Source organism: Microvirga ossetica, from assembly GCF_002741015.1.
In the GTDB taxonomy this organism is placed as follows: domain Bacteria; phylum Pseudomonadota; class Alphaproteobacteria; order Rhizobiales; family Beijerinckiaceae; genus Microvirga; species Microvirga ossetica.
The window spans coordinates 239,303-253,990 of sequence record NZ_CP016616.1 but is presented as its reverse complement, the minus strand read 5'-3'; the positions used below and the strand labels follow the sequence as shown (position 1 = coordinate 253,990).

At 65.6% G+C, this 14,688-nt stretch carries 14 protein-coding genes; 12 read left to right on the top strand and 2 right to left on the bottom strand.

Annotation, left to right across the window (positions count from 1 at the left end; genetic code table 11):
- The first annotated feature begins 68 nt into the window (after positions 1–68).
- Genes BB934_RS01070 through BB934_RS01045 form a run of 6 tightly spaced genes read left to right on the top strand, consistent with a single transcriptional unit; the run spans position 69 to position 6,893 of the window.
- Positions 69–719 carry a cytochrome c3 family protein gene (locus tag BB934_RS01070; protein WP_099507987.1) on the top strand — a complete coding sequence of 217 codons (651 nt, stop codon included), beginning with the start codon at positions 69–71 and terminating at the stop codon, positions 717–719.
- 5 nt (positions 720–724) lie between these two features.
- Positions 725–3,631 (top strand): TAT-variant-translocated molybdopterin oxidoreductase, encoded by a 2,907-nt coding sequence (locus BB934_RS01065; RefSeq protein WP_099507986.1) that lies wholly within the window; start codon positions 725–727, stop codon positions 3,629–3,631.
- Positions 3,632–3,635: 4 nt separating this feature from the next.
- Positions 3,636–4,946, top strand: a complete 1,311-nt coding sequence (nrfD, locus tag BB934_RS01060; RefSeq protein WP_099507985.1) for an NrfD/PsrC family molybdoenzyme membrane anchor subunit — start codon at positions 3,636–3,638, stop codon at positions 4,944–4,946.
- On the top strand, positions 4,943–5,482 hold the full coding sequence (locus BB934_RS01055) for a DUF3341 domain-containing protein (protein ID WP_099507984.1): 540 nt from the start codon (positions 4,943–4,945) through the stop codon (positions 5,480–5,482). Before nrfD ends, BB934_RS01055 begins: the two co-directional genes overlap by 4 nt.
- Positions 5,473–5,946 carry a c-type cytochrome gene (locus tag BB934_RS01050; protein ID WP_099507983.1) on the top strand — a complete coding sequence of 158 codons (474 nt, stop codon included), beginning with the start codon at positions 5,473–5,475 and terminating at the stop codon, positions 5,944–5,946. The genes BB934_RS01055 and BB934_RS01050 overlap by 10 nt, the downstream gene beginning before the upstream one ends.
- On the top strand, positions 5,943–6,893 hold the full coding sequence (locus BB934_RS01045) for a hypothetical protein (protein ID WP_157933953.1): 951 nt from the start codon (positions 5,943–5,945) through the stop codon (positions 6,891–6,893). The genes BB934_RS01050 and BB934_RS01045 overlap by 4 nt, the downstream gene beginning before the upstream one ends.
- On the opposite strand, the gene BB934_RS46700 is transcribed toward BB934_RS01045, so the two are convergent.
- Positions 6,890–7,435 (bottom strand): c-type cytochrome, encoded by a 546-nt coding sequence (locus BB934_RS46700; protein WP_210422123.1) that lies wholly within the window; start codon positions 7,433–7,435, stop codon positions 6,890–6,892. The genes BB934_RS01045 and BB934_RS46700 overlap by 4 nt on opposite strands.
- Entirely contained in the window at positions 7,432–8,409 is a 978-nt protein-coding gene (locus tag BB934_RS01035) for a cytochrome c oxidase assembly protein (protein WP_157933952.1), read from the bottom strand. The genes BB934_RS46700 and BB934_RS01035 overlap by 4 nt, the downstream gene beginning before the upstream one ends.
- 45 nt (positions 8,410–8,454) lie before the next feature.
- On the opposite strand from BB934_RS01035, the gene coxB reads away from it, so the two are divergent.
- The 6 genes from coxB to BB934_RS01005 all read left to right on the top strand — a co-directional run bounded on the left by coxB (position 8,455) and on the right by BB934_RS01005 (position 14,677).
- Entirely contained in the window at positions 8,455–9,483 is a 1,029-nt protein-coding gene (gene coxB, locus BB934_RS01030) for a cytochrome c oxidase subunit II (RefSeq protein WP_173909408.1), read from the top strand.
- Complete coding sequence (locus BB934_RS01025) at positions 9,480–12,047, top strand: cbb3-type cytochrome c oxidase subunit I (protein WP_099507981.1); 2,568 nt, start codon at positions 9,480–9,482, stop codon at positions 12,045–12,047. The genes coxB and BB934_RS01025 overlap by 4 nt, the downstream gene beginning before the upstream one ends.
- A gap of 2 nt (positions 12,048–12,049) precedes the next feature.
- Positions 12,050–12,409, top strand: coding sequence for a hypothetical protein (locus BB934_RS01020; RefSeq protein ID WP_099507980.1), 360 nt, complete (start codon positions 12,050–12,052; stop codon positions 12,407–12,409).
- A gap of 24 nt (positions 12,410–12,433) precedes the next feature.
- Positions 12,434–12,961, top strand: coding sequence for a DUF421 domain-containing protein (locus BB934_RS01015; RefSeq protein WP_099507979.1), 528 nt, complete (start codon positions 12,434–12,436; stop codon positions 12,959–12,961).
- 190 nt (positions 12,962–13,151) lie between these two features.
- Positions 13,152–13,664, top strand: coding sequence for a (2Fe-2S)-binding protein (locus BB934_RS01010; RefSeq protein ID WP_099507978.1), 513 nt, complete (start codon positions 13,152–13,154; stop codon positions 13,662–13,664).
- Positions 13,661–14,677 carry an FAD binding domain-containing protein gene (locus BB934_RS01005; protein ID WP_099507977.1) on the top strand — a complete coding sequence of 339 codons (1,017 nt, stop codon included), beginning with the start codon at positions 13,661–13,663 and terminating at the stop codon, positions 14,675–14,677. Before BB934_RS01010 ends, BB934_RS01005 begins: the two co-directional genes overlap by 4 nt.
- The last annotated feature ends 11 nt before the right edge of the window (positions 14,678–14,688 follow it).

Genomic DNA, 14,688 nt, shown 5'->3' with positions numbered 1-14,688 from the left:
ATTGTGTCAACAGCGAAGCTTCACTCAGGCGGCGAGTCTGACCGAACAGGGAATGCGCAGCACGGGCGATGGCGCAACTTTTCACACCGGCGGCCACCACTCTGTTTCGCGTGGCGATCGTGCTCACGTGCCTGAGCATCGTGTCGGGAGCCGCGCTGGCCTATGTCTGGGCGCGATCCGGCAGCACATGGAACGTCGGCAAGCCGGCGCCGCAGCCGGTCCCGTTCCGGCATGATCTCCACAGCGGATCGCTCGGCATCGACTGCCGCTACTGCCATTCGACCGTGGAGCGTGCGGCGGATGCCGGAATGCCCTCGGCCCAGACCTGCATGTCGTGTCATTCTCAGGTCCGGGTGGGCGCGAGCGTGCTCGAGCCGATCCGTTCGAGCTTCCTGCTCGGGCAGCCTATCGCGTGGAAATCCGTGCACCGCCTGCCTGACTACGCCTATTTCAACCATGCCGCCCATGTCACCAAGGGCGTGGCTTGCGAGACCTGCCACGGGCGAGTGGACCGGATGTCGAAGACCGTGAAGACGCAGACCTTGTCGATGGGATGGTGCCTCGACTGCCACCGCGATCCGGTCCCGCAGCTACGGCCGCAGGATGCCGTGTTCGACATGGGTTATGAGCCGCATGGCACGAACCTGCCTGACGACGTGCGCGCGTTTTACCGGGAGGCCTCCCGGCGTCTCACCAGCTGCAACACGTGCCACCGGTAGAGCCGATGATTGAGGGAGCGCCATTCGACCTCGAAGCCATGAGAGCCCGCCTCGCCACGGAGGACGGGCCGAGACTCTGGCGCAGCCTCGAGGAACTGGCGGAGCGGCCGGAGGTACGCCGTTACGTCGAAGCCGAATTTCCCGATATCGTCCAGGCCGCGACGATCGACCGGCGCACGCTGCTGCAGCTCATGAGCGCCTCGCTGGCGCTCGGAGGGCTCGCCGCCTGTGATAGCAGCGATGCGATCAGGAATGCTCCGCTCCTCTCGCAGAGCCACGCCATGCCCGGATATACTCCAGGCGTGCCGCTCACCGTGGCCACGTCCCTGCCGCTGAACGGCTATGGCCGGGGTGTCCTCGTGAAGACGCAGGAGGGGCGGCCGATCAAGATCGAGGGCAATCCGCTTCATCCCGCAAGCCTTGGTGCAACGGACGTCTTCGCCCAGGCCGAGATCCTGTCGCTCTACGATCCCGACCGGTCCGATGCACCGCTTCAGAACGGCATGCCGCGCAGCTGGCAGGAGCTGACGGGCTTCATCCGCCCCGTGCGCAACGAACTCGTCGTTGCCGAGGGAAGGGGGCTGCATATCCTGATGCCGCCGACCTCTTCGCCGACACTGATAAGGCTCGTGGCACAGGCGCGGCAGCTCTTTCCACATGCAAGGTGGCACAGCTTCTCACCCATCGACGATGACAGCCGGCGCCGCGCCGCTATGGCCGTTTTCGGGCGTGAGGTCGATCTCGTTCATAATCTGACCCAGGCCGACGCCATCGTGACCCTCGGAGGCGATCTCTTTGCCGAGGATCCGGGTCATCTGCGCTACGCCGCCGATCTTCAGGTGCGCCGGAGAATGCAGGAGCGCGAGCTTCCGCACCTCTTTGCCGTCGAAGCGCGCCCGAGCCTGGTCGGCACCCGCGCGGACGAGCGCATTCCGCTTCGGCCGCGGGATTTCGAAGCCTTCGCGCAGGCCCTTGCGGCGGCGCTCGAAACCGGTTCCGCCCCGCCCGGGAGCCATTCGTCTATACCCCGGATCGCCGATGAATTGCGGAAGGCCGATTCGCGCAGCCTCGTGACCGCGGGGCGCGAGCAAACGGCCGCCGTTCATGCCCTCGTGCATGCGATCAATATGCGGCTCGGCGCGTTCGGCACAACCGTTCGCGCCATCGAGTCGGTGCGGCCGCTCGCCAGCGACGTCGGGACGCTCGCGGATCTGGCGGAGGGCATCGCGGCTGGGCAGGTGACCCATCTCGTCGTTCTCGGCGGCAACCCGGTCTACACGGCGCCGGCGGATATCGATCTTGCCGCCCTCATCCGCCGCGTTCCGCTGTCGCTGCATCTGGGCCAGCATCGCGACGAGACGGCGTCCGTCTGCCACTGGCATGTTCCGGAGAGCCATCCCCTCGAAAGCTGGGGCGATCTGCGCGCCTTCGACGGCACCGTTGGGCTGCGGCAGCCGGTGACGATGCCGCTGAAGCCGGGACTGAGCGCCGAGGAATTGCTCGGCCTGATGGCAGGGCAGAATCTCGACGGCCAGGGGCTGGTCCGGGCGACGTGGCGCGAGGTCTGGGGCGAGGGTTTCGAGGAGCGCTGGGCGCGTTCGCTCGAAGACGGGGTCGTGGAGAATTCCGCATCGCCCTCCGTCGATGTCGCCATCCGCACCGACTGGAAGCCGGAATCTGCCGCTCCGGCGCCAGCAGCCGGCCTCGATGTGCTGTTCGCTCCCGATCCCTCGGTATGGGACGGCACTTATGCCAATAACGGCTGGCTGCAGGAACTGCCGAAGCCGCTGACGAAGCAGGTCTGGGGCAATGCGGCTCTGATCGCTCCCGAGACGGCGGCGATCTTCGGCCTGTCCTCCGGCGACGCCATCGACCTGAGCGTCGAAGGCCGCGTTCTGCGCGCGCCTGTCTGGCTCATGCCCGGCCATGCGCCGGGGGCAGTGACTCTCACCCTCGGCTATGGGCGCCTGCAGGCGGGAAGGATCGGCAACGGCATCGGGTTCGACGCCTACGCCATCCGGCCCTCGCAGAGGCCGTGGGTCACGACGGGCGAGATCAAGGCCGCCGGTCAGCGCATCCCGCTCGTATCGACGCAGCAGCACCATTCGATGCAGGGCCGCGACATCGTGCGCCTCGTGGCACCCGGCCAGAACCTTGTACCCGACAGGGAAAACCCGTCGCTCTATCCGGACTGGCCCTATGAGGGCCACGCCTGGGGCATGGCGATCGACCTCGACGCCTGCATCGGCTGCAACGCCTGCGTCATCGCCTGCCAGGCCGAGAACAACATCGCCGTGGTCGGGCCGGAGGAGGTGGCGAAGGGCCGGGAAATGCACTGGCTGCGGGTCGACCGTTATTACGGCGGCGATCCGGCTAGTCCCGACACCTATTTCCAGCCGGTGCCCTGCATGCATTGCGAAAAGGCGCCGTGCGAGGTGGTCTGCCCGGTCAATGCGACGGTGCATTCGTCGGAGGGGCTCAACGACATGGTCTACAACCGCTGCATCGGCACAAGGACCTGCTCGAACAACTGCCCCTACAAGGTGCGCCGCTTCAACTTCCTCGACTATCAGGGCACCGACTTCACCGCGCCGCCGGATCTCATGAACCCGCAGGTGACGGTCAGGGATCGTGGCGTGATGGAAAAATGCACCTATTGCATCCAGCGGATCGGCACGGCCCGGGCCGATGCGCGCATCGAGGATCGGCCATTGCGCGACGGCGAGGTGGTGACGGCGTGCCAGCAGGCTTGCCCGACGAAAGCCATCGTCTTCGGCGACGTGAACGATCCCAACAGCGCGGTGAGCCGGCTCAAGCAGAGCCCGCGAAACTATGCGCTCCTCGGCGCCCTGAACACGAAGCCGCGCACGACCTATCTCGCCCGCATCGAACAACCTCGCGAGAACGGATAGTCCGATGAGCGAGGCCCAAGCCGTCACGAGCCCGGTCGCGGAAGTCCCGCTCTCCCGCCGCTTCGGCCGGGTCTGGTGGTTCGCGCTCCTGGCATCGGGCGCTCTAGTTCTGCTGCTCGGCTATACGCTGGTCTCGGTCGCGATCCTGGGTGTGGGCGTCTGGGGCGTGAACATCCCCTTCGTCTGGGGCTTCGACCTCATCAACTATGCCTGGTGGATCGGCATCGCCAACGGCGCGAGCCTGTTCGCGGCGATCCTGGTCCTGAGGCGTCACGATCTGCGCACGGCGGTGAACCGCTTCGCGGAAGGCGCAGCGTTCTTCGCCGTGATCTGCGCGGGGATTTTCCCGATCTTCCATCTCGGGCGGCCGTGGCTGTTCTACTGGACTTTTCCCTATCCTGCGACCTTCGAGGTCTGGCCGCAGTTCCGCAGCACGCTGACGTGGGATTTCTGGGCGATCAGCACCCACGCCATCGTCACCAGCCTTTTATGGTATGTCGGCCTGATCCCCGATCTCTCGACCCTGCGCGACCGGGCCCGGCGCAAATCGGTGCAGCGGATCTACGGTGTCTTTGCGCTGGGCTGGCGCGGTTCGGTGCGCCACTGGGCCTATCACCAGCGCGCCTACAGGCTCGTCGCCATCCTTGTCCTGCCGCTGATCCTGATCATGCAGAGCACGGTGGCGTTCGAGTTCGCGGTGACCCTGGTGCCCGACTGGCACGAGACTCGCCAGCCGCTGCACTTCGTAGCCACCGGCCTGGCGCAAGGGCTTTCCATCGTGCTCCTTGTCGCCGTGTTGCTGCGCTGGGGTCTGAGGCTCGGACGCTATATCGACGAGGACGATATCGACCTTCTCGGGAAGCTCGTTCTCGCGAGCGCCCTCGTGTCGGGCTATCTCTTTCTCGACGAGGTCGTTTCCGCCTTGCTCGCGGAGCGGATGACCCAGGAGGCTACCTTCAACCGCATGACCGGGGATTATGCCGGCCTGTACTGGACGGCCATCGTCTACAGCATCCTGATCCCGCAGCTGTTCTGGTTCAAGACTGCGCGCAACAGCACCGTTGCCGGCGTCTTCGTCGGCCTCTCCATCGGGATGGGCATCTGGTTCGACCGTTTCTCCATCATCGTCGGTGGTCTGCAAACCGATTACCTGCCTTCGATCTCGAGAACCTACAGCCCGACCCTGGAGGAAACCGGCCTGTTCCTCGGCACCATCGGCCTGTTCACGGCGCTCCTGCTGCTTTTCGTCCGCTTCCTGCCGGTCGTGTCGATGTTCGAAACCCGCCATGACGAGCATCTGGAGAAGTCCTCATGACCCAGCCGGCTTACGGGATCATGGCGGAGTTCCGCCGACCGGAAGACCTGATCGAGGCGGTCAGGGCGGCAAGGCGTGCTGGCTTCACGAAGCTCGATGCCTTCAGCCCATTCCCTTTGTCCGAGCTCGCAGACGAACTCGGCGTCCGCACGACGATCATTCCATGGATCGCCTTTCTGGCGGCCCTGGTCGGCGCCGGTCTGCAATACGGGTCGCAATACTGGATGAACGCCGTCGATTATCCCCTGAACGTCGGCGGCCGACCCCTCGACAGCTGGCCCGCTTTCATTCCCTCCACCCTGATCGTTGCGATCCTCTGGGCCGGTGCCGCGACCCTGATCGGCCTGCTCGTGATCCTGCGGCTGCCGCGCCTGCATCATCCCGTCTTCGCGGTGCACGGTTTCCGGCGTGCATCCGAGGACCGGTTCTTCCTCTGCATCCTGGCTGAGGATCCGATTTTCGAGATGCACGGGACGAGGACGTTTCTGGAAACGCTTTCGCCACTGGCGGTGCAGGAGGCGTCAGGATGCGACTAGCGCTCGGTTTCATCGGCCTGTCCCTGCTGGCGGCCTGCGATTCCGGAACCGAGCAGCGGGACGCGGTCGCCTCGACCCGCGCCGTGCAGAGAGCCTATGTCCCGCTTCCTCCCGGCACCATTTCCAGAGGATCGGCCGCGCGGCAGGCGGCCCTCGCACCTCCCGGGCCTGCGGTCACGCCCGAACTCCTGGCGCGGGGCGAAGGCCGGTTCCGGGTGTTCTGCACGCCCTGTCACGGCCCGAGGGGGCGAGGGGACGGGACGGTCGTATCCCGCGGTCTCCCCTCGCCTCCATCCTATCTCGACGAGCGTCTTCGCCTGTATTCGCCGGAACAGATCGTCGGCGTGATCACCCGGGGACGGGGTCGGATGTTTCCCTATGCGGACCGCGTTCTGCCGGAAGACAGGTGGGCCATCGCTCACCATGTGAAGCGGTTGCAGGCTGAGGGTGGGGCCGATCCATGAGCGCGATGGAGGCTCTCTATCTCGTCTTCGTGTCCCTGTCCGGACTGGCGATGGGCAGCCTTGCCGCGCTGATGCTCGGCCATCTCATGGACGAACACTGGCTTGCGCCCGTGCGGGCCGAGCTCGAGGCTGCTGCGCTGACCCTGCCTCTGCTGATCCTGTTCGGAATCCCGCTCGCCTTCGGTCTCGAAAGCCTCTTTCCCTGGGCGAGCCAGAGAACCGATCTGCCGCCGCTGCGTGCTGCCTTCCTGAGCCCGGGCTTCTATCTTCTGAGAAGCGCCTTCTACCTTCTCGCCTGCACCGGGCTGGCGTTCTGGCTGGTGCGCACCCGGCAGGTCCGGAAGGTAAGCGCCATCGGCCTTGCCCTGCTGACACCGATCATGAGCTTTGCGGCCTATGACTGGGTTCTCTCGCGCGATCCGCATTGGTGGTCGACCCTGTTCGGCTTCGCCTATGGGCTCAATCAGATTCTCGCGGCGCTTGCATGCGCGATTTTGGTGACGCTGCTCGGGGCGGAGCACGCTTCGCCGACGCGCATGAAGAGCCTGGAACGGGCGCTGCTGACACTGGCTTTGCTGACAATCTGGACGTGGTTCTCGCAATTCGTGATCGTCTGGCTCGCCGACTTGCCCGCCGGAGCGGGATGGTACCTGCAGCGTTCCGATCCGCAGAACCTGCATCTGGTGACCGCCTCCCATCTGCTGATGCTGATCGCTATCGTGGTGCTGGTGCCCTCGGGCGTGAGCCGTCTCGGCATGATCATCGGGAGCGCGTTGGCGCTCCTGTATCACGGCACGCATATGCTCTGGATTTTGCAGCCCAAGGGGACGCCATCCTGGCTCGAACTCGGCCTGATGCTCGGAGCGGCCGCCCTGTGGACCGCCGCCTATGTCGTCGCAATGCGCTCGCGTCCGACCTATGCGGAAGAGGCGTTGGCGGAGCCCTAGCTGCCCGACTGTGCTGTCGAAGGTTGATTGGGTACGATGCGGCGCGTGCGCGGCGCCGTCTCGGATGGCGGCGAAGCAGGGTGCGGCAGGTCGGCAGCGACTTCGTTGTCTCCGCGCAGCGGGAGCGGAGGATCGGGCGGATAGACCCGGACCCCGCCGTCGCCGAGCGTATAGAGATAAGCCGCGATGTGCCGCGCCTCCGCCTCCGTAACGCCCTGGGACGGCATGCCCGTCCGCGGCTTGAGCGCCACGGGATCCATCAGCCAGGCGATCAGGTTGCTCGGCGTGTTCGGCAGGAATCCTGCAAGGAGATGCTGCTGGGCGTAGCCCTCGAGGCGCGGGCCGACCTGGCCTCTGGCCCCTCTGACGCCCTCGACGATATGACAGGTGCCGCAGCCATAGGACTGAATGAGCCCATGCCCGCGCTCGGGATCGCCGCCGGATATCGCGAGGATCGAGGCCTGATCCTGCGCTTCGCCGCAGGCGGACAGTCCCGTGAGGAGCGGGACGATCAGGGAGCGGACGAGGGCGGATGGAGTCATGGGCTCTGCTTCAGGAGGCTCGACGGGGGAACCGGCAGATGCCGCCTCCGTTCCCTGCGCGGCGTGACAAGGCGCAGCGCCATGGCGAGCCCGGTGAGGAGATAGATCCCGCACATCGGAAGCGACATGATAGCGCCTGCCAATTGCTGATCTTCCAGAGCCGTCAGTCCCCAAACGGCCGTATTGGGCGTGTGATAAAGGGCTTCGCGCGCGAAGCTGAGGAGTGCGCTCAGGAGGCCGCTCTGCAGCAGCGTGATGAAGCAGGCGATGAGCGCGCCCGCTGCGGCCTCGCGTCCCGAGCGGGCCTTGATCACCCCGCGCCAGAATAGGAGCGCGGTGCCGAAGAACAGCACATGCTCCAGCCAGTGAACCAGGTTGGATTCCAAGGCGGCATCGAAGAGCGCCGGGCTGTGCCAGATCCACAAGGTGCCCATATGGATCAGTGCCGCGGGGACAGGTCTTGCGCAGGGAGCAAGGAACGCCAACACCGATCGCGTTCCCCTCTGGCGCGCAAGGCCGCGCCGCCAGGATTCGGGGAGGGCCCAGAGCCACGCGACTTCGGGCTTGCCGAGCACAAGCAAGGGGGGAGCGATCGCGATCAGGAGAATGTGCTGCACCATGTGCGCCGACAGAAGCAGCTTCGAGAGCCCCTCCAGCGGCGACAGGAGGGCGACGATCAGCAGTACGATCCCCGCGCCGAAGCAGAGGACCTGCGGCGGACCGAAACCGGGCGGGAACCGTCCGAGGTCCGACCTCAGCCGCCATGTGCCTCGGGCGAAGAGCAGGCTCGAGACGAGGAGGGGGATTGTGACCAGCGGATCGGCCTGCCAGGAATGCCAGAGGTCTGCCGGCCCGTGAGGCGCGGTTCCGTGGGCGAGGGCAGGACGGTTCGTCAGGAAGGCCAGGGCGGATGCGAGGCCGAGAGCCGCTTTGGGAGGTCCAGGGTAGAACTTCTCGAGGGAACCAACTCTCACGGCCAAGCTTATCCGTTCAATGCATGCAAGACCGATGTAGGGCGGATGGAGTTCGAGGCGACCCGGCATTGCCCTCGATGGCGGCTGCGCACCTGGGCGAGGCGTTCGGGCGCGCTCTCGTGCGCGCTGGCCGTCGCGGGCTGCAGCGGCGTCCAGTCGGCGCTCGATCCGGCGGGCGACGACGCGCTGCGGATCTACGGGCTCACCGTGATCATGACGGTGGGCGCGACCCTGATCTTTTTCGCCGTCACCGGACTGCTGATCTACGCCATCTTCGCGCCGCCCGAACGCCGGGCCTGGCTCGGCGGCCGTAACACCATCGTCTTGGGCGGATTGGCCTTTCCGATTATCGTCCTGTCGATGCTGTTGCCCTATGGGCTCATCGTCATGCGCGACACCGACGTGCCGAAGGCGGGTGCGCTCCCCATCGAGGTGATCGGCGAGCAATATTGGTGGCGGGTGCGCTACCTGGGCGAGGGCGGGCGTCCCGCATTCTCCACCGCGAACGAGATCGTCGTGCCGGTCGGCAGTCCCATTGCCCTGTCCGTGACGGCGGCGGACGTGATCCACAGCTTCTGGATTCCGAACTTCGGCGGCAAGATCGACATGATCCCCGGGCGGCTCAACCGCCTCAACTTCACGGCCGAACGGCCCGGCATCTATCGCGGCGTCTGCGCCGAATTCTGCGGCGATCAGCATGCGCGCATGGCCTTCGACGTGGTCGCGCTCGAACCGGCTGCCTTCGAGGCGTGGCGCGAAAACCAGGCGAAGCCGGCGCCGGAGCCGGACCTGTCACTGCTCGTGCGCGGGCGTGAGCTGTTCCGCGCCGGCGGCTGCGGCTCGTGCCATGTGGTACGCGGCACGGAAGCCGATGGGCGTTTCGGGCCGGATCTGACCCATGTGGGCAGCCGCCGCACCATCGGCGCGGGACAGTTTCCCAACAATATCGGCACGCTCGCGGGCTGGATCGCCAACACGCAGCACATCAAGCCGGGCGTGCGCATGCCCTCTTACGGGTCGTTCACGGGCGAGGATCTGAGAGCTCTCGCCGGCTATCTGGAGAGCCTGAAATGAACGCACCCGAGCGCCCCGAAGCCTTCGAGCGCCGGGAGCCCGAGCTGCCGAATGCCCTGCCGCGTCCGGCGGGCGAACTCGAGGCGCTCAAGCGGGCCTGGAAGTCGCCGCGCGGCATCAGCTTCATCACCGACGTCAACAACACCTATGTCGGCCTGTGGTATGTGGGCACGGCCTTCCTGTTCTTCATTCTGGCCGGGATCCTGGCGCTGATCATGCGCGCCCAGCTGGCGGTGCCGGAAAGCGACCTCGTCGGCCACGATCTCTACAACCAGCTCTTCACCATGCACGGCACGGTGATGATGTTCCTCTTCGCCGTGCCTGCGGTGGAGGCGGCGAGCGTCTACCTTCTGCCGAACATGCAGGCTGCGCGCGACCTGCCGTTTCCGCGCCTCTCGGCCTATGCCTTCTGGGCCTATTTCGTCGGCGGACTCGTGTTCTTCGGCACGATCTTCTTCGGCCTTGCCCCCAACGGCGGCTGGTTCATGTATCCGCCTCTCACGAGCACCAAATACTCGCCCGCCGACAACGCCGACTGGTGGCTCCTCGGCATCGGCTTCATCGAGATCTCGGCCATCGCGGGGGCCATCGAGATCATCGTCGGCGTGATGAAGACCCGCGCCGTCGGGATGAGCCTCGACAAGCTTCCGGTCTATTCCTGGGCCATGCTGGTCTTCGCGGTCATGATCGTCATCGGCTTTCCGGCGATCATTCTCGGCACGCTGCTGCTCGAGATGGAGCGCGCCTTCGACTGGCCGTTCTTCATCGCCGAGAGGGGCGGGGATCCGCTGCTGTGGCAGCACCTGTTCTGGTTCTTCGGCCACCCGGAGGTCTACATCATCTTCCTGCCGGCGACCGGCATGGTCTCGATGATCGTGCCCGCCATGGCGCAGACGCCGCTCGTCGGCTACCGGCTGGTCGTGCTCGCACTGATCGCCACGGGCTTTCTGTCCTTCGGCCTGTGGGTCCACCACATGTTCGCGACGGGCCTGCCGAAGATGTCCCTGAGCTTCTTCTCTGCGGCGAGCACGGCGGTGGCGGTGCCGAGCGGCATCCAGGTCTTCGCCTGGATCGCTACCATCGCATCGGGTCGGATGAAGCTCACCACGCCGTCGCTTTTCGTCATCGGCTTCCTGTTCATCTTCACGCTGGGCGGCCTCACCGGCGTGATGGTCGCCATGGCGCCCTTCGACTGGCAGGCGCATGACAGCTACTTCGTGGTGGCGCATCTCCACTACGTGCTCATCGGCGGCATGGTGTTCCCGCTCTTCGCGGCCTTCTATTACTGGATCCCGGTGGCGAGCAAGCACGCCCTGTCGGAGCGCCTCGGGCGCTGGGTGTTCGGGCTCATGTTCCTCGGGGTCAACGTGACCTTTCTGCCGATGCACATCACCGGCCTCATCGGCATGCCGCGGCGGGTCTACACCTATCCGGTCGGCATGGGGTGGGACGCACTCAACCTCGTCTCCACCATCGGCTCGTTCATGATCGCCGCCGGTGTGGCGATCTTCCTCTACGATCTCGCCCGCAAGTTCCGGTTCGCGAGCGAGGACAATGCGGGCAATGTCTGGAATGCGGGAACGCTCGAATGGCTGCCGAACGGGCAATACGCGACCCGCAGCATACCGGCCGTCGTCAGCCGCGAGCCGTTATGGGATCAGCCGAACCTTTCGAAGGATGTGGAGGAGGGGCGCTATTACCTTCCCGGCACGGCGACGGGCGGGCGCGAGGCGCTGGTGACGAGCCCGTTCGACGCGCGCCCGCAATACATCCTGCAGATCCCGGGAGCCGGATGGCAGCCGCTTCTGGCGGCGGTCTTCACGGCCGCCTTCTTCCTGCTTCTCACCGTGAAACTGGTGATCCCCTCGGTCGTCTGCGGCGTGCTCGCCATCGGCTGCGTCATCTGGTGGCTGTGGGAAACCGATCCCGGTCCGACCCGCCCGCCCGCCGATATCGGCGGCGGGATCGTGCTGCCTGTCTATGTCGCGGGACCGATGAACCATTCCTGGTGGGCGATGATCGTCCTCATGGTGGTCTCAGGCATGGTCTTCACCTGCATGATCTTCTCCTACCTCTTCCTGTGGCTGGTCAACCCGAGCGCCTGGCCTCTCCAGGGCTTCACGCTTCCGCACTGGGTCTGGCCCGCCACCGCCGCGGCGCTCTATGTCGCGAGCGCTGCCCTGATCGCCCGCGCAGGCGGCAGGCTGCGGGGGGAGGATCGCCACAGCCCGCGCTCCGTGCCGGTTCTCATGGGCGTTGCCCTCGTGCTGGTGTCGGCGGCGTCCGCCGCCGATCTCGCGGCGCAGTGGCGGGCGGGTTTGAGCCCCTCGGCCCATGCCTATGCCTCCGCCGTCTACGCCATCGTGTCGTACCAGATCTTCTTCGTGCTCACGACGCTGATCATGGGCCTCTATACGATCGCCCGCTGGCTCACCGGCAAGCTCGACAGCGTGCGCCGGACGACCTTCGATAACACCATGCTCTTCTGGTACTACACGGTCGGCCAGGGGCTCGTCGGCATCGCGGTGGTTCACGGCTTCCCGCGCCTGACCGGAGGCGCCTGACGATGACGGCGCTCCGGACAGGGCAGGTCCTTCTGATGCTCGCCGGCCTCATCGCCTGGGCCCTGCAGTTCACGCTCGTCTACGGCGCGACGTCGACCCTGTGCGGCCGGGAATGGGCGAATGCGACGCTTCTCGGCCTGGGCATCGTTCAGGCGAGCATCCTGATCGCGACCCTCGCGGCGCTCGCCGGCACTGGGGCCGCGTTCGCATGGTCGCTGTGGGAATACCGATGGACGGAGGCACGGCAGACCTCCCCCGCGGACCGATTCATGATCCAGACAGGTGTCCTCATCAATGGCTTCTCCCTGATCGTGATCCTGTGGCAGGGCATCCCCGCCTTCATCCTTCCGGCCTGCGCTTAGACGCAGGCAGCATGAGGTTCGACGATGATCGACTGGCAGCAGATTTTCATACCGACCAACTCGATCCTCGAGGTCATCGTGCGGGGCACCTGCACTTACATCATGCTGTTCCTGATCCTCCGGTTCCTTCTCAAGCGGCAGACCGGCGTGATCGGCGTGGCGGACCTGCTGGTGATCGTCCTGATCGCCGACGCGGCCCAGAATGCCATGGCGAACGAGTACAAGTCGATCACGGAGGGGGCGATCCTGGTTCTCACCATCGTGTTCTGGAACTTCGCTATCGACTGGCTCGGCTACCGATTCCCCACCTTCCAGCGCCTGACCCGTCCGCCGCCGCTGCCGTTGATCGAGGACGGAAAGATGCTGCTGCGCAACATGCAGAAGGAGATGATCACGACGGAGGAGCTGAACAGCCAGCTTCGCCAGCAGGGGATCGAGCATTGCTCCGAGGTGAAGAAGGCCTTCATCGAAGGCGACGGCTCGATCAGCGTCATCCGCAAGGACAAGGGGGAAACCGGTCGAGAGACGGGTCCTTTGAAGGAAATCGCCTGATTGACTCGCCTCACCGGCGCGACATCTGCCGCACCGCACGCAATCATGGCTTGAGCCGTCGCCAGGAACCTCGACAGATTTGAATCGTTAAAAAACGTTCGCCGTCGCGTATCGCCCAGATGGCCACCTTTGCCCCGGTTCGAGCGATCCGGCGAGATCTTGTTACCTTTCATATCAGGGGAGACTCGCAGTGAGTGCAAGCCAGACGAGCGCGGCTCTGCCTGAGAAAGTTTCCGTGGCCATCACCGTCAACGGCGAGCGCCGTCAGGCGGACGTTTTACCCTGGACCGTGCTGCTCGATTTCCTGCGCGACCATCTTGGGCTCACCGGCACGAAGAAGGGCTGCGATCACGGGCAGTGCGGAGCCTGCACGGTCATCGTCGACGGCAAGCGCATCAATTCCTGCATGTCCTTCACTGTCATGAAGGATGGGGCGTCGGTCACCACGATCGAGGGCCTTGCCTCCGGCGGAATGCTCCATCCGCTGCAGCAGGCATTCATCGACCATGACGTCTTCCAGTGCGGCTATTGCACCCCGGGACAGATCTGCTCCGGCGTCGCCCTGATCCAGGAGGGCAGGGCGACGTCGCGGGATGAGATCCGCGAGCTGATGAGCGGCAATCTCTGCCGCTGCGGCGCCTATACCAACATCGTGGACGCCGTCGAGCAGGTTCTCGGGTCGAAGGGGGAGGCCGGGCGATGAACCGATTTTCGTATCTGCGCGCGGCAAGCGTGGAAGAGGCCGTTCGCGAGGTCGCGGGCGATCCGACGGCCCGCTTCATCGCCGGCGGCACCAACCTCATCGACCTGATGAAGTACAATGTCGAGCGGCCGGACCGTCTCATCGACATCACCCACCTCCCGCTGAACGGGATCGAGGAGACCGATGGCGGTGGGCTCAAGATCGGCGCTCTCGTGACCAACGACGAAGTGGCCTACGATTCCCGCATTCAGGACCGGTATCCGCTGCTTTCGAGCGCGATCCGTGCGGGCGCCTCACCGCAGCTGCGCAACGCGGCCACCACGGGCGGCAACCTGCTGCAGCGCACCCGCTGCTACTACTTTTACGACACCGGCACGCCCTGCAACAAGCGCGAGCCCGGCTCGGGCTGCCCCGCAGCCTTCGGACGCAACCGCATCCATGCGATCCTCGGCACGAGCGAGCATTGCATCGCCACCCACCCGTCGGACATGGCAGTCGCCATGGCGGCCTTGGAGGCCATCGTGCATGTGGCGGGGCCGAACGGGGAGCGAACCATTCCAATTGCCGAGTTCCATCGCCTGCCGGGCGACCGGCCGGAGATCGACAACACCCTGCAGCATGGGGAGATCATCACGGCAGTCGAGCTCCCGGCGCAGGATTTCAGCCGGAACTACACCTACCTGAAGGTGCGCGACCGCCTCTCCTATGCCTTCGCGCTGGTCTCGGTCGCAGCCGCCTTGCGCCTGGACGGAGAAACCGTCACCGATGCGCGGCTTGCGCTCGGCGGGGTCGCCCATAAGCCCTGGCGCATTCCGGAAGCCGAGGCGATGCTCCGCGGAAAGACGGCTTCCGCCGATCTCTTCGGCGCCGTCGCCGACCGGGTCCTCGATGGCGCCAAGGGTTACGAGGACAATGCGTTCAAGATCGATCTCGCGAGACGCACGATCGTGAGGGCCCTCTCCCAGGCGGCAGATGGCAAGCCCCAGTCGCAGACCGACAAGCGGATCCAGTGAAGACCATGCCC